The organism is Saccharothrix saharensis (assembly GCF_006716745.1).
Classification (GTDB): Bacteria; Actinomycetota; Actinomycetes; order Mycobacteriales; family Pseudonocardiaceae; genus Actinosynnema; species Actinosynnema saharense.
Genome location: NZ_VFPP01000001.1, coordinates 3,903,318 through 3,922,699, shown reverse-complemented (window position 1 = coordinate 3,922,699; position 19,382 = coordinate 3,903,318). Strand labels below are relative to the sequence as shown.

Annotated in this window: 22 protein-coding genes; 16 read left to right on the top strand and 6 right to left on the bottom strand. The window is 71.5% G+C overall.

Annotation, left to right across the window (positions count from 1 at the left end; genetic code table 11):
- The first annotated feature begins 2 nt into the window (after positions 1-2).
- The 8 genes from FHX81_RS16840 (at position 3) to FHX81_RS16805 (ending at position 7,798) form a co-directional block, all read left to right on the top strand.
- Positions 3-539: a YflT domain-containing protein gene (locus FHX81_RS16840; RefSeq protein WP_141979071.1), complete on the top strand. Its 537-nt coding sequence runs from the start codon at positions 3-5 to the stop codon at positions 537-539.
- Between the two features lie 170 nt (positions 540-709).
- Positions 710-1,978: an ABC transporter substrate-binding protein gene (locus FHX81_RS16835; protein WP_141979070.1), complete on the top strand. Its 1,269-nt coding sequence runs from the start codon at positions 710-712 to the stop codon at positions 1,976-1,978.
- Positions 1,975-2,928 carry a carbohydrate ABC transporter permease gene (locus FHX81_RS16830; RefSeq protein ID WP_425473826.1) on the top strand — a complete coding sequence of 318 codons (954 nt, stop codon included), beginning with the start codon at positions 1,975-1,977 and terminating at the stop codon, positions 2,926-2,928. The genes FHX81_RS16835 and FHX81_RS16830 overlap by 4 nt, the downstream gene beginning before the upstream one ends.
- Entirely contained in the window at positions 2,928-3,773 is an 846-nt protein-coding gene (locus FHX81_RS16825) for a carbohydrate ABC transporter permease (protein WP_141979069.1), read from the top strand. Before FHX81_RS16830 ends, FHX81_RS16825 begins: the two co-directional genes overlap by 1 nt.
- Positions 3,774-3,777: 4 nt before the next feature.
- A complete protein-coding gene (locus FHX81_RS16820; RefSeq protein ID WP_141979068.1) occupies positions 3,778-4,959 on the top strand; it encodes an ABC transporter ATP-binding protein in 1,182 nt (393 codons plus the stop codon).
- A 294-nt stretch (positions 4,960-5,253) separates the two neighbouring features.
- On the top strand, positions 5,254-6,141 hold the full coding sequence (locus tag FHX81_RS16815) for an SDR family NAD(P)-dependent oxidoreductase (protein WP_141979067.1): 888 nt from the start codon (positions 5,254-5,256) through the stop codon (positions 6,139-6,141).
- A gap of 269 nt (positions 6,142-6,410) precedes the next feature.
- Complete coding sequence (locus tag FHX81_RS16810) at positions 6,411-6,650, top strand: hypothetical protein (RefSeq protein ID WP_141979066.1); 240 nt, start codon at positions 6,411-6,413, stop codon at positions 6,648-6,650.
- Between the two features lie 176 nt (positions 6,651-6,826).
- Positions 6,827-7,798, top strand: coding sequence for a hypothetical protein (locus tag FHX81_RS16805; RefSeq protein ID WP_246107849.1), 972 nt, complete (start codon positions 6,827-6,829; stop codon positions 7,796-7,798).
- On the opposite strand, the gene FHX81_RS16800 is transcribed toward FHX81_RS16805, so the two are convergent.
- Both FHX81_RS16800 and FHX81_RS16795 read right to left on the bottom strand, forming a co-directional pair.
- Entirely contained in the window at positions 7,795-8,634 is an 840-nt protein-coding gene (locus FHX81_RS16800) for a chromosome partitioning protein ParB (protein WP_141979065.1), read from the bottom strand. The two genes, FHX81_RS16805 and FHX81_RS16800, sit on opposite strands and share 4 nt — an antisense overlap.
- 13 nt (positions 8,635-8,647) lie before the next feature.
- A complete protein-coding gene (locus FHX81_RS16795) occupies positions 8,648-9,304 on the bottom strand; it encodes a metallophosphoesterase family protein (protein WP_141979064.1) in 657 nt (218 codons plus the stop codon).
- 106 nt (positions 9,305-9,410) lie between these two features.
- Between FHX81_RS16795 and FHX81_RS16790 the strand changes: the two genes are divergently transcribed.
- A complete protein-coding gene (locus FHX81_RS16790) occupies positions 9,411-10,496 on the top strand; it encodes a DUF2332 domain-containing protein (protein WP_141979063.1) in 1,086 nt (361 codons plus the stop codon).
- A 152-nt stretch (positions 10,497-10,648) separates the two neighbouring features.
- Here the strand turns inward: FHX81_RS16790 and corA are convergent, their stop codons facing one another.
- The gene (gene corA, locus FHX81_RS16785; RefSeq protein ID WP_141979062.1) at positions 10,649-11,728 is read right to left on the bottom strand and encodes a magnesium/cobalt transporter CorA; all 1,080 of its coding nucleotides are present in this window, start codon (positions 11,726-11,728) and stop codon (positions 10,649-10,651) included.
- 298 nt (positions 11,729-12,026) lie between these two features.
- Between corA and FHX81_RS16780 the strand changes: the two genes are divergently transcribed.
- On the top strand, positions 12,027-12,530 hold the full coding sequence (locus FHX81_RS16780) for a MaoC family dehydratase (protein WP_141979061.1): 504 nt from the start codon (positions 12,027-12,029) through the stop codon (positions 12,528-12,530).
- Between the two features lies 1 nt (position 12,531).
- The gene (locus FHX81_RS16775; protein WP_246107848.1) at positions 12,532-13,617 is read left to right on the top strand and encodes a DUF2332 domain-containing protein; all 1,086 of its coding nucleotides are present in this window, start codon (positions 12,532-12,534) and stop codon (positions 13,615-13,617) included.
- Between the two features lie 14 nt (positions 13,618-13,631).
- Here the strand turns inward: FHX81_RS16775 and FHX81_RS43000 are convergent, their stop codons facing one another.
- Positions 13,632-14,051: an NUDIX domain-containing protein gene (locus tag FHX81_RS43000; RefSeq protein WP_170232075.1), complete on the bottom strand. Its 420-nt coding sequence runs from the start codon at positions 14,049-14,051 to the stop codon at positions 13,632-13,634.
- Between the two features lie 136 nt (positions 14,052-14,187).
- Here FHX81_RS43000 and FHX81_RS40570 point away from each other — a divergent pair, with 136 nt between their 5' ends.
- The 5 genes from FHX81_RS40570 to FHX81_RS40565 are packed head-to-tail and all read left to right on the top strand — an operon-like array spanning position 14,188 to position 17,020.
- Positions 14,188-14,346, top strand: a complete 159-nt coding sequence (locus FHX81_RS40570) for a hypothetical protein (protein WP_170211632.1) — start codon at positions 14,188-14,190, stop codon at positions 14,344-14,346.
- Positions 14,347-14,384: 38 nt separating this feature from the next.
- Positions 14,385-14,945 carry a PH domain-containing protein gene (locus FHX81_RS16770; protein WP_073896001.1) on the top strand — a complete coding sequence of 187 codons (561 nt, stop codon included), beginning with the start codon at positions 14,385-14,387 and terminating at the stop codon, positions 14,943-14,945.
- A 31-nt stretch (positions 14,946-14,976) separates the two neighbouring features.
- A complete protein-coding gene (locus FHX81_RS16765) occupies positions 14,977-15,834 on the top strand; it encodes a PHP domain-containing protein (protein ID WP_211363499.1) in 858 nt (285 codons plus the stop codon).
- Between the two features lie 33 nt (positions 15,835-15,867).
- Entirely contained in the window at positions 15,868-16,707 is an 840-nt protein-coding gene (locus FHX81_RS16760) for a RecB family exonuclease (protein WP_141979058.1), read from the top strand.
- A gap of 10 nt (positions 16,708-16,717) precedes the next feature.
- Positions 16,718-17,020 (top strand): hypothetical protein, encoded by a 303-nt coding sequence (locus FHX81_RS40565; RefSeq protein WP_170232074.1) that lies wholly within the window; start codon positions 16,718-16,720, stop codon positions 17,018-17,020.
- Positions 17,021-17,027: 7 nt separating this feature from the next.
- Here the strand turns inward: FHX81_RS40565 and FHX81_RS16750 are convergent, their stop codons facing one another.
- On the bottom strand, positions 17,028-17,900 hold the full coding sequence (locus FHX81_RS16750; RefSeq protein WP_141979057.1) for an alpha/beta fold hydrolase: 873 nt from the start codon (positions 17,898-17,900) through the stop codon (positions 17,028-17,030).
- A gap of 42 nt (positions 17,901-17,942) precedes the next feature.
- Positions 17,943-19,277 (bottom strand): Rv3212 family protein, encoded by a 1,335-nt coding sequence (locus FHX81_RS16745; protein ID WP_141979056.1) that lies wholly within the window; start codon positions 19,275-19,277, stop codon positions 17,943-17,945.
- Between the last annotated feature and the right edge of the window lie 105 nt (positions 19,278-19,382).

Below are 19,382 nucleotides of genomic sequence, written 5' to 3'. Positions count from 1 at the left end.
CCGTGACGAGTTCCTTCTCCGGCCAGAACCGACCCGGGGTGCCTCCCCGCCTGCCCACCCCGCCCACCGGCTGGCCCATCGGCTCGTACAGCACCTACGAGGAGGCGCAGCGCGCGGTCGACTTCCTGGCCGATGGCGACTTCCCCGTGCAGGAGGTCACCATCGTGGGGGTCGACCTCATGCTCGTCGAACGGGTGACCGGGCGGCTCACCTGGGGGCGCGTGCTCGGCACCGGCGCGGCGTCGGGGGCGTGGTTCGGCCTGTTCGTCGGCGTCCTGCTCAGCCTGTTCAACACCAGTCCGGGCACGAGCCTCGGGCCGATCGTCGCCGGTCTCCTGGTCGGTGTCGCGTTCGGACTGATCTTCGCGGCGGTCGGGTACGGCTCGGCGCGCGGCAAGCGGGACTTCCAGAGCGCCAGCCAGCTCGTGGCGGGCCGTTACGACGTGCTCTGCCAGCCGCGTTCCGCCGAACGCGGCCGTGACCTGCTCGCCAAGCTCGCCATGCGCCCCTCCGACGCGGGCAAGGCCGGCCAAGACTGAGGTTTGACCCACCACCGGATCGGGTAACGCCGTTCCGGGCTCCGGTGGTTGCGGCACCTGATCACCGGGCCTACGTTCGTTCCACCGGTCGGCCCAGTCGGCCGGTGGGCACGACGAGGTGCCGGGCGCTGCGGTCTGGCTCCTCCGTTGTCGGGAAGGAGGCAGGACCGATGAGGGGCAAGGGTCATCGGTTGGCCGCCGCGGGGAGCGCCGCGCTGATCGCGACGTCCGTGCTGGCGGGCTGTGGTTCGGGTGACGGCGGGATCACCATCAACGTCTACAAGTACCCGCAGGAGAACTTCCAGAAGATCGTCGACCGCTGCAACGACCAGGCCGACGGCTACGAGATCGTCTACCACAAGCTGCCCCGCGAGGCGGACGGCCAGCGCGAGCAGCTGGTCCGCCGGCTCGCCGCCGAGGACGACGGCATGGACGTGCTGGCCCTCGACGTCACGTGGACCGCCGAGCTGGCCAAGGCGGGTTGGATCAAGGAGTTCACCGGCCGGGCCAAGTCCGAGGTCGAGGACGGCACGCTGGAGACGCCGCTGGAGACCGCCCGGTACGAGGGCAAGCTGTACGGCGCGCCGGACAACACGAACGTCCAGCTCCTCTGGTACCGCGAAGACCTCCTGGAAGGCCTGGGGGTGCAGCCGCCGAAGACGTGGGACGAGATGATCGACATCGGTTCCCGCCTCGAAGCCGACGGCAACGACAAGACCCCGGGCCTGGTGCAGGCGACCGGCAAGCAGTACGAGGGCCTGGTCGTGCTCTACAACACCCTGGTGAGCACCGCGGGCGGCCACATCCTCGACGAGGACGGCACCAGGGCCGTGGTCGACGACGGCGCGGTCAAGGCGCTGGAGGTGCTCAAGGAGTTCGCCACCTCCGACGTGGTCGACCCCTCCTTCTCCAACGCGGTCGAGGACGACGCGCGCCTGGCCATGGAGGGCGGCAAGGCGGCGTTCATGCTCAACTGGCCGTACGTCTACGCCGCCGCGCAGAAGGTGGAGTCCCTCGCCCCGAACCTCAAGTGGGCGCCCTACCCGTCGATCGACGGGGGCGCCGCGAACGTCACCGTCGGCGGCATCAACTACGGGGTCAGCTCCTTCTCCCGGCACCCGGACGAGTCGTTCGACGCCGTGCTCTGCCTGCGCAGCGCGGAGAACCAGAAGTTCGCCGCCATCAACGACGGCGTGCCGCCGACCATCGAGGCCGTCTACGACGACCCGGAGATGGCCGAGCCGTACCCGATGAAGGACGCGATCCTGGAGACGCTGAAGAACGCGAGCGTCCGGCCGCGCACCCCCGCCTACCAGAACGTCTCCACCGTCATCTCCACAATCCTGTCGCCGCCCGCGAACATCGACCCGCAGCGCACGGCCGAGCGGCTGCGCGCCGAGTTGCAGGACGCGCTCGACTCCAAGGGGGTGCTGCCGTGAGCCACGCGCTGAAGACCTCCGACGAAACCGCCGAGCCCGCGTTGTCGCCGAAGGCCAAGGCCGCGCTCAGCGAGGGCAAGAAAGCCGAACGGCGGCTCGGCCTGCTGCTGTGCGCGCCCGCGATCCTCATCATGGCCGCGGTCGCGGGCTGGCCGATCCTGTACTCGCTGTGGCTGTCGTTGCAGCGCTACGACCTGAAGTTCCCGGACCGCACCGAGTTCGTCGGCCTGGACAACTACGTCACCGTCCTGACCAACCCCTACTGGTGGAACGCCATGTGGGTGACGGTGCTGATCACGGTGGTGTCCGTGGCGGTCGAGCTGGTGCTGGGCATGGCGCTCGCGCTGATCATGCACCGCACGCTGGTGGGCCGCGGCATCGTGCGCACGTCCACGCTCATCCCGTACGGCATCGTCACGGTGGTGGCCGCGTTCTCCTGGCGCTACGCCTGGACGCCCGGCACCGGCTACCTGGCCGAGACGGTCGCGGGCGGCGACCCGGTGCTCACCGAGAAGATCCCGGCGATCATGGTGGTGACGCTGGCCGAGATCTGGAAGACCACGCCGTTCATGGCGCTGCTGCTGATGGCGGGCCTGGCGCTGGTGCCCGACGACCTGCTCAAGGCCGCCGCGATGGACGGCGCGAGCGCGTGGCAGCGGTTCACCAAGGTGATGGTGCCGGTGATGAAGCCCGCGATCCTGGTGGCGCTGCTGTTCCGCACGCTCGACGCGTTCCGCATCTTCGACAACCTGTTCGTGCTCACGGCGGGCTCGCAGGGCACGTCGTCGGTGTCGATGCTGACCTACAACAACCTGATCAAGGGCCTGAACCTGGGCATCGGCTCGACCATGTCGGTGCTGATCTTCATCGCGGTGGCGATCATCGCGTTCGTGTTCGTGAAGCTGTTCGGCACCGCCGCTCCCGGCGGCGACGGCGGGGGGAGGCGCTGATGGCGGGCATCGGCGGAGCGGTGACCACGGCCCGCAAGGCGCGCTGGACCGTCCTCAACGTCCTGGTCGTGGCGTACGCGCTGATCCCGGTGCTGTGGATCGTGTCGCTGTCGTTCAAGACCAAGGAGACCCTGGCCGACGGCAACTTCATCCCGCGCGCCTGGACGTTCGACAACTACAAGGCGATCTTCTCCACGACGGAGTTCGTCCGCGCGCTGGTGAACTCGATCGGCATCGCGCTGATCGCCACGGCGGTCGCGGTCGTGTTCGGCACGATGGCCGCCTACGCCATCGCCCGGCTCGACTTCCCCGGCAAGCGGCTGCTGGTCGGGGTGTCGCTGCTGATCGCGATGTTCCCGCAGATCTCGCTGGTGTCGCCGCTGTTCGAGATCGAGCGGACGCTCGGGCTGTTCGACACCTGGCCCGGCCTGATCCTGCCCTACATCACGTTCGCGCTGCCGCTGGCGATCTACACGCTGTCGGCGTTCTTCCGCGAGATCCCGTGGGAGCTGGAGAAGGCGGCGAAGATGGACGGCGCGACGCCCGGCCAGGCGTTCCGCCGGGTCATCGCGCCGCTGGCCGCGCCCGGCGTGTTCACCACCGCGATCCTGGTGTTCATCTTCTGCTGGAACGACTTCCTGTTCGCGATCTCGCTGACCTCCACCGAGCGGTCCCGCACGGTGCCGGTCGCGCTGTCGTTCTTCACCGGCGGCTCGCAGTTCGAGGACCCGACGGGGTCGATCGCCGCGGCCGCCGTGGTGATCACCGTCCCGATCATCCTGTTCGTGTTGTTCTTCCAGCGTCGGATCGTCGCCGGGTTGACCTCCGGCGCCGTCAAGGGGTGAAGCAATGGCCGAGATCGTCCTGGACAGCGTGACCAAGCAGTACCCCGACGGCGCGGTGGCCGTGCGGGACGTGGACATCGAGATCGCCGACGGCGAGTTCATCATCCTGGTCGGCCCGTCCGGCTGCGGGAAGTCCACGACCCTGAACATGATCGCGGGCCTGGAGGACATCACGTCCGGCGAGCTGCGCATCGGCGGCGAGCGGGTCAACGAGCGGGCGCCCAAGGACCGCGACATCGCCATGGTGTTCCAGTCCTACGCCCTGTACCCGCACATGACGGTGAAGGAGAACATGGCCTTCCCGCTGCGGCTGGCCAAGGTGGACGACGCCACGGTGGAGAAGAAGGTCCGCGAGGCCGCGCAGATCCTGGACCTGACCCAGCACCTGGACCGCAAGCCGTCGAACCTGTCCGGCGGGCAGCGGCAGCGGGTGGCGATGGGGCGCGCGATCGTGCGCAACCCCAAGGCGTTCCTGATGGACGAGCCGCTGTCGAACCTCGACGCCAAGCTGCGCGTGCAGATGCGCACCTCGGTGTCGCGGTTGCAGAAGCAGCTCGGCACCACCACCGTGTACGTCACGCACGACCAGACCGAGGCGATGACCCTCGGCGACCGGGTCGTGGTGATGCGCGGCGGCGCGGTGCAGCAGATCGGCGCGCCGCAGTTCCTCTACGACAACCCGGCCAACCTGTTCGTCGCCGGGTTCATCGGCTCGCCCGCGATGAACTTCGTGCCCGCCGCGCTGGAGAACGGCGTGCTGCGCTCCGCGCTCGGGGACGTGCCGCTCACCGACCGGGTGCGCGGCCTGCTGGAAGGCGCCGACGCGCCCCGTGAGGTGATCATGGGCCTGCGACCGGAGCACTTCGAGGACGCCCGGCTGGTGGACGACGCCGTCCGCGCGAAGGGCGTCACGTTCACCGACCACGTGGACGTGCTGGAGTCGATGGGCTCGGACAAGTTCGCCTACTTCACCCTGGAGGGTGAGCAGGCGACGTCGGCGGAGCTGGCCGAGCTCGCCGCCGACGCGGGGTCCGCCGACGTGCCGGGCGGCGGGGTGTCGCTGGTCGCCCGGATCGCCGCCACGTCCACCGCGGTGGAGGGCGAGCCCGCCGACATCTGGTTCGACGCCGACAAGGTGCAGCTGTTCGACCCGGGCAGCGGCCGCAACCTGACCTACCGAGGCTGACCCACCGCGGCCGACCTGCCGCGCCGGAGGCCGTCCCCGTTTCCGCGGGGACGGCCTTTCACACTTTCGGGTAAGGCCAAACGGAGGCTTTGCCCAGGTCACGGGGAGTTACCGACCAGCCCGGGTCATCGGCAGGGACGAACTCCATAGGCCATTCAGCGCAGCAAACGCGCACCTCGTCGCAATTGTCGCGCCCGAACTCCCGCCGGTCCCCACCCTGGTCGAAGGCGGGGACGACCTCGGCCGTAAAGGGCCGGGGCAGGGGAGTCCGCCGAGCACAGAGAAGAGCGCGAGATGGGGATTCTTGACGGCAAAGCGGTCGTGATCACCGGGGCGGGTCGGGGGTTGGGCGAGGCCTACGCCATGCACGCGGCGCAGGCCGGCGCGGCGGTCGTGGTCAACGACGTCGACGCTGACCAGGCCGAACAGGTCGCGGAGCACATCCGTTCGTACGGCGGGCGCGCGGTGGCGAGCACGGCGACGGTGGCCGACCCGAGCGAGGCCGAGAAGATCGTGGGAATGTGCGTGGCCGAGTTCGGCCGGATCGACGGCCTGGTGAACAACGCCGGGCTCAACTACGAGGCGCTGCCGTGGGAGGACGAGCCGGAATCGATCCGGCGGATCGTCGAGGTCAACCTCCTGGGTGTCATATACACCGGAATGGCGGCCATGCGCGTGATGCGCGAGCAGGGCCACGGCTCGATCGTGAACATTTCGTCAGGGGCGTTCCTGGGTCAGCGCAAACTCGGCACGTACTCGGCCACGAAAGGCGCGGTGGCGTCGCTCAGCTCGTCGTGGGCCCTGGACCTGGAGGCGGACAACATCCGGGTCAACGCCGTCTGCCCGGTCGCGCACACCCGGATGGTGTGGAAGTCGGAGCGGTCCCTGCGGGCCATCCCCGCCGACCGCACCCCCGGCAAGGTCGCGCCCCTGGTGCTGTTCCTGCTCAGCGACGCGGCCGACGGCATCACCGGCCAGATCGTCCGGTGCAACGGCCGGCAGCTCCACCTGGTCGGCCACCCGTACTTCAAGCAGCCGATCCTGGAGAGCGACGCCTGGGACACCGCGTCGGTGAAGCGGGCGTTCGACGGCGTCCTGCAAGCGCACCTGGAACCGTTCGGCCTGGAGAAGCGCATGCCGCCGCGCCTGCGCGAGCTGGTCGAACCCGGCCGCACGGCCTGAGCCGGACGTGGACAGAAGCGTCGCGGGCAAGGTGCACCCCTGTGGCACTGTTGTCCACGCGTCGACTGCCCGACCTCCCGCCCACGTGCACCACCGGCACGGCGTTGCGCCTGGGCCTGCACCGGGCGCGATCGTCTGCTGCGTCTCGTCGTCGCCCTCCGCCGCTGCCTCGGGCGGCCTTCGGCCCGGCCGGGGCAGCTGCCGGAGTCGGCGCGTCGGTCGGGGGCGTCAGGGCCGATGAGGACCGCGGTCGACGTGGTGACATCCGGATGAGCCGCCCCACCCGGGAGGGTCCCGGCGGGCGGGCCCACCTCGACTCGCAGAACCGGGCGCGCCGGGAAGGGCGGCCCACCGGGGAACTGATCGGCGGTTCGGCGGAGCAGCGCGAGAAGGCGTGCCGGGCGTTCGAACAACGACTGGGTGGTGACGGCCACCGGCTGCCGCCGACGCTCGCCGAAGTGGTGTCCGTCGTCGTCGAGTTCCCGGACACGCTGGTGGCCGAACCGTGACGGTCACCGCGCAGCCGGAAGCCGGTGGAGGAGCAGGGGAAGCGCCTTTCGGGCCGGCGCTTCCCCGCTCTGCCACCAGGTTCACCTGTTTGCCCGCCCCTCAACCGCCCCCACCGCGGTGATCACACCTTCGGGTGATCGCCTGATCGGTGGGTCTTCCTGCGACGATGCTGGACGTGGGCACGCGCGCTCCCCGGGTCACGGACTGGCGGCTGGTGGTGCAGTCGCGGCTGGACCGCGTGCGCGCCGACCTCGCCGCGCTCGGGCCGCCGGACCCGCTCGACCCGGAGAGCGACCAGTGGCGCGCGGTGGCCGAGCAGGAGGCCGCCACGGTCGAGGACATGATCACGCGCGTCGAGTCGCGGTGGCGGACGGTCGCGTCGTGGTGGTCGGGCTGGCACATCGAGCGCGCGTGGCGGTCGCTGCACGAGGCCGAGATCGCGGTCGTGGCCGCCGGCAACGGGTTCCTCGGCCGGCTGCCGGGGCTGCGGGCCAGGGTCGCGGAGAACCTGGACGAGGACGACCCGCGCCGCGTCGCGCTGGAGGAGCTGCGGCCCGGCGAGTTCCCCCTCGCCATCGAGCGGGAGATCGTGGTCGACGCGCTGCGGGCCGCGTTCGACGCCTCCGACTTCGCGCACGCCGGGTCGCGGGCGCTGCGCAACAAGCTGATCGCCACCTCCGTGGTGCTGTTCGTGGTCAACACCGCGCTCGGCGTCATCGGCCTGATCAAGCCCGGCCTGATCCCGATGTGCGTGAGCGCGGAGAAGCTGCCGACGGTGTGCCCGGCGGGCAAGTCGGCGACCGGCGCGGACGTGTGGCTGTCCCAGGTGTTCGGCGCGTTCGGCGCGGTCCTCTCGGCCGTCGTGCTGCTCCTGCGCCGCCGACCCAGCCTCTCGCCGTACGTGATGGTCGGCTACCAGGCGCTGATCAAGGTGCTGCTCGGCGCGGCGCTCGCGGTGGTCGGCATCCTCGGCCTCGGCGCGGGCGTCACGACCGGCCTCATCGGCGTGGCCTCCCAGGCCGCACTGCTGCTGTGGGCCGTGATCCTCGGGTACGGCCAGCAGGTCGCGACCCGCCTGCTCGACACCTACACCGACCGGGTGATGGACCAGGCCCGGCCGCTGCCCCGGCTGGAGCGGCAGCGCTAGCGGCGCGCGCGCAGCGCCGAGAACACGTCGGCGTCCCACCGGTGCGTGCGGATCAGCCGGTACCGCTCGGCCGCCACCCACGTGTAGGCCTCGGTCTCGGTGCGGTCGCCGACCAGGTCCGCCTGCCGCAGCAGGTCCACCACCGGCTGGTACTCCTCGGCGTACCACCGCCGGGCGACCGTGACGCGGTCCAGGAACACGCCCTCGTCCTGCATCAGCCGGAAACCCCACGCCTCCACGTGCTCGCCCAGCTCGGCGTAGTCCCACGGGTCCGACAGCACCACGGCCGCCTGCGCCTCACCGCCCAGCGGCACCCGTTCCAGGAACAGCCGCCGGTAGTCCTTCACGATCAGGTCGCCGCGGTGCCGGATGCCGTGCGCCGGGATGCGCGTCACGACCTCCGTCACGTACGCGTCGATCACCTCCAGCCCCAGCGCGTGCGCGACCGACACCCGGTGGTGCCCGTCCTGGACGAAGTGCAGGTCACCGACCCGGTACACCTCGATCGGCGGCACCGGCTCGCCCCGCCGCTGCGCCAGCGCCAGCCGCTGCCACCGCTCCCGCACCCGCGCCGACGTCGGCCGGAACCGCCGGTCGAAGTCCCGGGTCCGGTCCACGCTGCCGACGATCGAGTCCAACCGGACCGTCCGCAGCCCGAGCCGCCGCTCGCTGAGCATCCCCAGCGCCTCCACGACCTCGTGGAACGGCAGCATGATGTTCACGTCGTCGGGCTCGCGGCGCAGCCGAGCCGCCAACCGCGACATCACCTGGCGACGGCGCGCGCGCAGGAAGTCGTTCTCCGCGTCGGCCCGCGGGAAACCCGTGTCACGGGGCACCGCACACTCCTCCTCAGGACGCCGGGAGGTCCAACACCCGGTAACCCACCACGTTCACCACCCGCGTCGGGCCCAGCACCCGGTCGGGCCTGACCGAGCCGTGCGGGTGGATGTGCCCGTGCAGCATGACCGGGGGCCGCAGCCGCCGCACGGCCTCGTGCAGGCACTCGAACCCGCGGTGCGGCGGGTCCGGCTCGTCGCCGCAGCCCCGCGGCGGCGAGTGGGTCAGCAGCACGTCCACGCCGCGCCCGTCGCGCCACCGCCGCCACCGGGCCGCCCGCAGCACCCGGCGCAGCCGCCGCGCCTGCTGCCGCTCGGTCCACTGGTTCGGCCCGCCGCTGTAGCGGACGGACCCGCCCAGCCCGGCGATCCGCAGCCCGGCGACGTCCACCACCCGCTCGTCGGCGTTCACCCCGCCCACCGGGCCCGGCCAGCGCGCCGGCAGGCCCGCCTTCGTCCACAGGCCCCGCACGGAGGTGTACCCGGTCAGGTCCGGGTCGTGGTTGCCCGGCACGAACACGCACGGCCGGTCCAGGGCGGTCGCCAGGAACTCCAGGTAGTCGAACGGCAGGTCACCGGCGGCGAGGACCAGGTCGACGCCGTGCCGGCGCACCCGGTCGGTCCAGCACGACTCGACCACCTCGTCCGCCACCGCGAGCACCCTCGGCACCCGACGAGCCTAAGCGCTGCCGCCGTCGGCGACACCTCGCCGGTGAAAGGGTGAACAACGCGGTCGTCCCCCTGCCGCACAAGGGAAATCGGGTTAACGTCACAGGGTGCTCGCCGAGCTGTTCCTCGACGCGTCCCGCGCCTGCGAAGTCCACAGCCCGCTCACCCGCACCCTGCTGGTGGCGGCGGCGGACGACCTGGCCCGCGGCGGCGTCACCGCGCGGGTGATGGCGGGCGCCGAGTGCGACCGCCACGGCACCGTGCCCGGCCTGCGGTTCGCGGGCGCGCTGCACCGGCTCGTGCTGGAGGGTCGCGCGCCGACCCTGGCCAAGCACTACCCGACCGCGGGCGGTCGGCCCGACCTGGACACCCTGTGGGACGACGCGCTGACCGTGCTGCACGAGCACACCGAGGAGCTGCGCGCCCTGGTCACGACCACCGTCGTGCAGACCAACGAGCCGGGCCGCAGCGCGCCCCTGTTCGGCGGCCTCCAGACCGCCACCCACCTGGCCGCCGCCGAGGCCGGCCGCCGGACCGCGTTCCCGATCCGGCTGCTGGAGGTCGGCGCGTCCGGCGGGCTGAACCTGCGCCCGCACCGCATCGCCTACCGGGTGGACGGCGAGGTGTTCGGCGACCCGGGCAGCCCGTTCGCCCTCGACCCGCGCTGGACCGGCCGGCCACCGGTCGACCTGCGCCACAACCTGCGCCTGGTGCGGCGCGCGGGCTGCGACCCCAACCCGGTCGACGTGTCCACAGAGGACGGGCGGCTGCACCTGTCGTCGTTCGTGTGGGCCGACCAGGTCGACCGCTTCGACCGCCTGCGGGCCGCCGTGGAGCTGGCCAGGCTCGACCCCGTCCCGGTGCGGCCGGCGACCGGCCCGGAGTGGCTGGCCGAGCAGCTCGCCCGGCCGGAGCGCGACGTGCTGACCGTCGTCTGGCACTCGGTCGTCTGGCAGTACGCGTCACCGGCCGACCGCGCCATGGGCCGCGCGATCCTCGCCGACGCCGCCTCCCGGGCCACCCCGATGGCGCCGCTGGCGCTGCTGGTCTACGAGCCGAGGCGCACCCACACGGGGGCCGCGTACGAGTTCCGGCTGCTGCTGAAGCTGTGGCCGGCCGGCGTCTCGCTGCGCCTGGGCACGGGTGCGGGGCACGGCATCCCGTTCACGTGGGACACCGCACCCTGGAACTGAGCCCGGGCAGCGGGTCAGGCGCCGTTCGCGATCAGCAGGGTCACCGTGGTGAGCCAGCCGATCAGGAACGTGAGCACCCAGAACCGCGGGTTGGTGAACATCCTGGTCATGTCGGAACATCCCGTCGCCGGAGGAAGGGCAGGTGGACGAACTCAGAGCCACTCGTTCCGGCGGAATATTCGGTACAGCGTCAGGCAGACCACGAGGATCACGGCGATCACCATGGGGTAGCCGTAGCGCCAGTGCAGCTCCGGCATGAAGTCGAAGTTCATGCCGTACACGCCGACCACCATGGTCGGCACGGAGATGATCGCCACCCACGCGGCGAGCTTGCGCATGTCCGAGTTCTGCTGGAGCGTGATCTTCGCCAGCACGGCGTTGACCAGCGTGGTCAGCAGCTCGTCGAAGTTCATCACGCGCTCCGACACCTCGGTGAGGTGGTCGTCCACGTCGCGGAAGTAGGAGCGCACCTGCTCGGGGACCAGCGGCGTGTAGCCCTCCGCCAACCGCCGCAGCGGCACGGCCAGCGGCATCACCGCCCGGCGCAGCTCCAGCACCTCGCGCTTCATCAGGTAGATCTGGTCGGCGCTGACCCGGCTGCGCGGCTGGAAGACCAGCGCCTCCATCTGGTCGATGTCGTCCTCGATGTGGTCGGTCACGTCGAGGTAGTTGTCGACCACGTGGTCGGCGATCGAGTACAGCACCGCGGCGGGCCCGGAGCTCAACCGCTCCGGCTCGGCCTCGAGCTGCCGCCGCACCGCCGCCAGCCCCGAGTGGTTGCCGTGCCGGACCGTCACCACGAAGTCGCGGCCCAGGAAGACCATGATCTCGCCGCTCTCGACGATCTCGTTGGCGGTGTCGGGCGACGAGTTCTGGATGTACCGGACCGTCTTGAGCACCATGAACAGCATGTTGTCGTAGCGCTCGAGCTTGGGCCGCTGGTGCGCGTGCACGGCGTCCTCGACGGCCAGCTCGTGCAGCCCGAACGTGTCCGCGACGCCCTGGATCTGCTCCTCGTCCGGCTCGTGCAGCCCGATCCAGACGAACCCGTCGCCGCGCCGGCGCACCTCCTCGACCGCGTCGACGTGCGACCAGCGGCCGGGCAGGCGGGCGCCGTCGACGTACACGCCGCAGTCCACGACGTACGCCGACAGCGGCACCGGGATGGGCACCGAGGGGCGTGGGTCCTGCCCGCGGCCTCTCAGGCCGCCGAGCGAGGGCAAGCTGGGCACGAGGTCCTCCAGTGGGGGGCGTCGACTTCGACGAACGACGACGGCACGTCCCCGACCGGTACCGCTGGGCCTACCCGTTGACGGCAGGCTCCCCGATGAGGACGCGCGAGGTACTCGCAGGATGGGGGTCGTTACTCATCGGTAGTCCTCACCTCCTCGGGTCGAGTGGTCGCGGCGGTGTAGTCGCTCACAGACCGGTTGCCGAGGGTACTCCCCCGGTGCTCACACTGTCGTCCCGGTCGGCGTGGTCCTCGATCACACCGACCTCACACTGGTAGCCGGCCAACGGAGGCGTGCGGTGCAGTTCGGGCGTTACTACGAGGAGTTCGAGGTCGGCGCGGTCTACAAGCACTGGCCCGGGAAGACGGTCACCGAGTACGACGACCACCTGTTCTGCCTGCTGACCATGAACCACCACCCGCTGCACATGGACGCGCACTACGCGGCGGAGACGACCGACTTCGGCAAGAACGTCGTGGTCGGCAACTACGTCTACTCGCTGCTGCTGGGCATGTCGGTGCCCGACGTCTCCGGCAAGGCCATCGCCAACCTGGAGGTGGAGTCGCTGCGGCACGTCAAGCCGACGTTCCACGGCGACACCATCTACGGTGAGACCGAGGTGCTGGACAAGACGCCGTCGAAGTCCAAGGACGACCGGGGCGTGGTCTACGTCGAGACCCGCGGGTACAAACAGGATGGAACGGTCGTCTGCGTGTTCCGCCGGAAGGTCATGGTGCCCAAGCGCTCCTACGGCGAGGCGCGCGGCGGCGAGCAGCCGGGCAGGCCCGAACCCAAGGAGTGACGTGACCTCGCTGGATCTGGTGCGGCAACGACTGGCCCGGTTCGCGCGCAGCGAGGCGCACGGCGTCTCGCCGCTGTACGAGCACCTGGCCGCGCGCGCCGCCGACGATCCGGAGGTCGCCGGCCTGCTCACCGCCGCCCCGGAGCGGTTCGCGCACGCGACCCTGCTCCTGGCGGCGGCGCACCGGCTGGTGCAGGCGGAGCCGTTCCACGAGCTGTCGAACTACTACCCGTCCCTGGGCGGCACGTACGGCGCGGACGAGGGCACGTGGCGGCTGTTCCGGGAGTTCGTGCTCCAGCGGGCCGACCGGGTGCGCGAGCTGGTCGCCACCCGGACCGTGCAGACCAACGAGGTGCGGCGGGCCACCCTGCTCTACCCGGCCCTGGCGAAGGTCAAGGGACCCGTGGGGCTGCTGGAGGTCGGCTGCTCGGCGGGCCTGCTGCTCGGCCTGGACCAGTACGGCTACCGCTACCAGACCCAGCAGGCCGGGCAGCTCGTCGCCGGGCCCGCCAAGGCGGCGCTCGGGCTGCACTGCGCGCTGGAGCAGGCGCCCGGCGCGGAGCTGCCGAAGATCCCCAAAACGGTGAAGGTCGCGGCGAAGGTGGGGTTGGACCGGGCGCCCGCCGACCTGACCGACGAGGACACCTACGCGTGGCTGGAGGCGTGCGTCTGGGCCGACCAGCCGGAGCGGCTGCGGCTGTTCGGCGTGGCCGCGACCGTGCAGCGCAAGTCGCCGCCGGAGTTCGTGGTCGGCGACGCGGTGGCCGACCTGGGCAAGGCCGCCGACCGGGTGCCCGCCGACCTGCCGCTGGTGGTGCTGACCAGCAACGTCCTGCCGTACCTGGCGGGGGAGGAGTTCGTGGCCGCGGTGCGCGACCTCGGCCGGCCGGTGTGGTGGTTGAGCCACGAGGAGTACGCGGCGGGGCTCGCGCACGTGCTGCCGGGACGGGACGACCTGCGGCCCGGACCCGACGAGCCGGCGTTCGGCGTGGTGGGCCTGGTCCGGTTCGAGGGCGGCGAGGTGCGCTCGGCGCAGGCCTTGGCGAAGACCGCGCCGCACGGCCAGCGGTTGGTGTGGCTCCCCTGACCGGGGGATGTCGATCACGAACGGGGGAGCCTGACCCCATCGGGCGAGGGTTCCTCGCACCTTCTCGTCCAGTGGGAGTGTGGCCAAGATCGCAGCTTCGGCCCACCGCGCGTCCACCGCGTCCCGGCCCGGTCGGAGGACGCCGGATCGCACCTGGCAGGCGCGTCGTGGAACCCGTGCGCACCGCCTGGCGCCGGACGGGTGACGCTGCCGGTCGACGCCCCGGTGGTCACGGAGAGTCTCGGGTGCGCGCGCGGTTCCCGCACTAATGCGGTCTCGTCGGATTCGCCCGGCCCGGCTCGGCCGCGCGGTCGCGACCATAGTCCCTCACCTGGCGGATTGCGCCTGCGGACGGGCAGCAGTCGCCCGTTCGAGTCGGGCGCGATGGCGCTGACGCGGCGGATCCGGGACTCCCGTTCGGCCGTAACGGTCACCTACCGTAGTCACACCGGGTTGGCGGTGCAGGACGCTGACCCAAGTGCGGTACAAATCTCCCGACGTGTCGCGGAGTGCGGTACAACGGTTTTCACTGGCGCCAAACGGGTGCGGTAGCGAACGGGGTTGATCACCGTGAATCTGAAGAAGATTCTCACTTTCGCCGGGGTCGGCTTGCTCCTGTTCTTCCTCATCGCGGAGCCGCAGCAGGCGGCTCAGCTGGTGCAGAACATCCTGGGCACGCTGCGGGAAGCCGCTGAGGCGCTCATCACCTTCGTGAAACAATTGTTCTGAGTCGACCGGCTCCTCCCACCACGGCGAGAGGTCGAAGCATGTTCGCACCACGGGACCCCGACGAGTACCTGCTCCCCACGGAGCGTCGGGTCATCCGGGTCCGCAGGCACTGGAGCAGTCTGCTCTGGGATCTCCTCGAGGCCGGCGCGCTGCTGGCCGGCGCGATGATGATCTCGTACCTGCTGCCCGACAACGCGGGCATCATCCAGAACATCCTCTGGTACGCCTCGCTGTTCGTGCTGCTCAGGCTGGCCTACTTCGTCATGGAGTGGTGGGTGGAGCGGATCGTCGTCACCGACAAGAGGTTCATGATCTCGTCCGGGGTCTTCGAGACCAAGGTCGCGATGATGCCGATCAGCAAGGTCACCGACCTGACCTACGAGCGCTCGGTGCTCGGGCGCATGTTCGGCTTCGGGACGCTGGTGGTCGAGTCGGCGGGTCAGATCCAGGCCCTCAACCGGATCGAGTACCTGCCCAACCCCGAGGAGGTCTACGACGCCATCTCGGAGTTGACCTTCGGTGACAAGAAGGCCCAGGCGGAGCGCTTCTCGATGATCAAGGCGCAGCGGGCGGCGCGCGGCAAGAAGATGGTGCCGTAGGTCCGACCCGGCCGTGGGGGAGACTGGCGGGGTGCGCATCGACCTGCACACCCACTCGACCGAGTCCGACGGCACCGACACGCCCGCGGAGTTGGTGGCGGCCGCGGCCGCCACCGGCTTGACCGCGGTCGCGCTCACCGACCACGACACCGCTGCCGGCTGGGCGGAGGCGGCCGCCGCGCTGCCACCCGGCTTGAAGCTGGTGCGCGGCGCCGAGCTGTCCTGCGCGTCCGACGACGGCCGGGGCCGGGTCATCACCGTCCACCTGCTCGCCTACCTGTACGACCACACCTCGCCCGCGCTGGTCGAGGAGCAGCTCAGGCTGCGCCTGGAACGACGGCACCGGCTGCGCCGGATGGCCGAGCGGATGGTCGATGACGGGTTCCCCATCGACCCCGACGAGCTGATGGCGGCCATGCCCGCCGACGCGCCGGCCGGACGACCCCACCTCGCCATGGCGTTGATCCGGGCCGGTGTCGTGTCGACCGTGGACGAGGCGTTCGCCAAGTACCTGACCGGTGGCCGGTACTACGTGCCGCGCACCGACACGCCCGTGGCGCGGGCGATCCAGATGATCACCGAGGCGGGCGGTGTGACGGTCCTCGCGCACCCGTTCGCCACCTCCCGGGGCCCGATCGTCACCGACCAGGTGGTGGCCGACCTCGCCGACCTGGGGCTGGCCGGCGTCGAGGTGGACCACCCCGACCACGACGCGGGGACGCGGGCGCGGCTGCGCGGCCTGGCCGGGGAGCTCGGCCTGCTGACCACGGGGTCCAGCGACTACCACGGCACCAACAAGACGGTGCGGCTCGGCGCGGAGACGACGTCGCCGGACGTGCTCGACGCCCTGGCCGACCGGGCGACCGGGTGCAAGATCCTCGTCGGGTGAAGGACTGTCGGACCGCCTGGGTAGCTTGGACCCGTGCAGGAACAGCTGGGGTTCGACTTCGGCGCGATGCCGAAGAAGCTCGTGCGGGTGACGCCGGCGAAGCTCGCCACGTGGGCCGACTGCCCGCGTCGCTTCCGCATGGCCTACCTCGACCGGCCGTCGCCGCCCCGCGGTGGGGCGTGGGCGCACAACACCCTCGGGGCGGTCGTGCACAACGCGTTGAAGGCGTTGTTCGACCTGCCCGCCGAGCGCCGCACCCCCGAGCAGGCGGTCGCGTTGCTGCACCGGCAGTGGAAGAACGACGGCTTCCGGGACGCCGAACAGGCCGCCGTCTACCGGGACCGCGCGGTCGGCTGGGTGCGCGACTACGTCGAAGGGCTGGACACGTCGATCGAACCGGTCGGCATCGAGCGCTGGGTGTCCACACCCACGTCCAAGATCGTCGCCGAGGGCCGGGTCGACCGGATCGACCTGCGTGACGGCGAACTCGTGATCGTCGACTACAAGACCGGCCGGCACGCGCTGACCGTGGACGACGCGCGGGGCTCGCAGGCGTTGGCGCTGTACGCGCTGGCGGCGCGGCGCACGCTGCGCAAGCCGTGCCACCGGGTCGAGCTGCACCACCTGCCGACGCGCACGGTGGCGGTGTGGGAGCACACCGAGGAGAGCCTGGGGCGGCACGTGTCGCGGGCCGAGGAGGCGGCGGACGAGCTGCGGCTGGCCACCGACACCCTGGAGGCGGGCGGCGACCCGGAGATCCTGTTCCCGCCGCGCACCGGGAACCAGTGCACGTGGTGCGACTTCCGCCGGTCCTGCCCCGAAGGTCAACGGGCGGCGCCGGCGCTCGACCCGTGGGCGTTGCTCGCGCCGTAGAGTTGGCCGCGTGACGATGGTGGACAGCGGACCCGAACCACGCCTGGCGAGGCTGTGGCGCGGCGTCAGCGGCGCGCTCGCCGTCGGCTTGGTGCTGCTGGCGCTGGCGATGATCGGCGTGCAGGTCTACGCGGCGACGCACGACCTGCCCGGACCGGGGCTCGACGTGGTGATCGGGCACGTCGTCGCGGCCACCGCCGCGGTGGTGGCCCAGGTCGTCGCCGACCGCCGCCGGGGCTGGGTGGTGGCGGTGTGCGGCCTGGTGGTCGTGCTGCTGGCGGTCGCGACCCTGTGGTTCTTCTGGTGGGCCTGACCGGCCTTCAGGCCAGCCAGGCGCGCCAGGTCGGCAGCACCGTGGCCAGCAACGCCTCCGGCGCCTCGGTGTTCGGGTTGTGCATGACGCCGGACAGCACGGCGAAGTCGGCGTCGAGGCGTTCGGCCATGTCCCGCTGGCTCGCGGCCGACCACGCGTCGTCCAGGTCACCGCACACCACGAGGCACGGGATGCCCGCCGACCGCATGACGCGGGCCAGCTTGGCGACCAGGTCCGGCTCGGTGCGCAGCGCCTCGCCCATGCCCAGCAGCCCGGCGGGCGACGAGCGCACGAACCGCTCCCGGTAGAAGTCCTTGAGCTCCTGCGGGACGTCGCGCCAGTTCGGGTTGAGCGCCAGGCGGGTCTCGTTGACCTCCTGCGACGCCTCCACGCCCTGCTCGCGCAGCACGATCTCGCCGTAGTCCAGGGCGGTGCGGCGCGCCCCCGGCGGCAGCTCCGACGGGCCGGACGCCATCAACGTCAACCCCGACACCGGAGCGCCCGCCAACACCGCGCCCCGCGCCACCAGGCCGCCGAACGAGTGGCCGAGCAGCAGCACGCGCCTGCCCTCGGCGGCGAGCTTCGCGACCAGCTCGGCCACCACCGAGCCCAGCACCTCGGGCCGGTAGTCGGATTCGGCCGGCGGGCCGGGTGACTCGTACTGGCCGGGCAGGTCGATCGCGACGGCCTCGACGCCCGCGTCGGCGATCGGGTCGACCAGCGGCGCGAAGTCCTCCTTGGACCCCGTGTAGCCGGGCACGAGCAGCGCCGTGGCGCCGAGGTCGCGGCCCGCGGCGGGGGCGTGCAGGGCCGCGATCGGGCCGTGCCTGCCGGGCAGGTCCACGCGTTGCGCCCGGTGCGGGCTGAACTGCGAGTGCACGTCTCGCAGTCTGCCGCACCGGCCGCGCGTGCGCGTGGCGCGTTACCGCAGTGCGACGAGCGTGCCGCCGCGCTGCTCCAGCACCACGGGCCCCTCGGTGGCCATCTCGACCGGACCGGTGTGGTCGCCGCGGTCGACCGGGATCGCCGCGACCTCCTCGCCGGTGACCTGGTCGAGCACCTTCAGGCCGTCGTCGACGGGCAGCAGCAGCCGGCCGGCGAGCGTGGTGCCCGCGCCGAGCGTGCCGTTCGCGGTCCAGAGCGGGTTCAGGTCGGCCAACGACAGCGCGACCGTCTTCGAACCGGTGAACCAGTAGATGTTCGCGGTGCTGGTGAACGTGGACGCCACCCGGCCGGGCGGGTCGCCCGCGAGCTCGTCGGCGGAGACGTCGACCGGGTAGGTGCCGACCGAGGAGCCGGTCTCGGAGTCGAACACCACGATCCGGCCCGGCGCGGCCAGCGCGACCCGGTTCGCGGTCACGGCGATCACCCGCGCGCCGGTCTCGCCGGTCACGGTGCTGCTGATGACCTGCGGCTCGTCGGACTTCTCCGGGTTGGGCTTGAGGATGGTGAGGCGGTCGGACGGGTCCAGCGAGGGGCAGCGCTCGATCATCGCGACCTTGCCGCCGGTGACCGCGAACGAGTGGTAGGTGCAGCCGGTGCGGGGCTGCTTGTTCGGGTTGACGATGGCGCGCAGGGTGCCGTACTCCAGCGAGCGGACCAGGTCGTCGCGGCGGTAGACCTCGACGTACGTGCCGCCGGTGGTGAGCACGTGGGAGCCCTCGTTCAGCAGGCGGGTGCCGAGCTCGGCGTCGCCGTTGCGCTGCGGGCCGCGCTTGCCGGAGGCCGTTTCGAGGGTGGTGACCTCGGAGCAGTTGGTGTCCTTGCGGTGCACGGCGAACACGCGGCCCCAGGCCGTGGTGACGGTGCACAGGGGCAGGTCGCGGGCGTAGCGCCAGCGGACGTCGCCGGTGAACGCGTTCCGGCCGACCACCTCGCCACCGTCGCCGGTGACCACGACCGAGTCGAGGTTCACCGGAACGGGCGTCGCCCCACTGGGTGCCCGCCAGATCTCGGACAGCGTCGGCGGCATCACCGTGACGGGCTGCAACGGGGTGATCTCGGACGGGCCGGTCTGGCTGACGGTGTTGCGGGCGTCGCTGGTCAGCCACAGCACCAAGCTCGCCACCAACACCGCGACCACGACCAGCGCGACGCCGACGAAATCGCCCCTGGTGCGCCACGACCGTGACGGCACCGGCTCGGCGATCACGTCGTCCTGCGGCTGCTCGACCCGCGGGTCGCCGGACTCGGCCAGGACGTCTTCCCCGTCCAGCACGACCTGCCCGTTCGACTCCGCCTGCTCCGGCTGGCCCACTGCCCGGCTCCCGATGGTCGGTGATCTATCGCGTTCGGTCTGGCGACATGCTGCCACCACCGGGAAGAGGTCGGTGTGAGGCGGCACCGCCACAGGGCCCGTCCC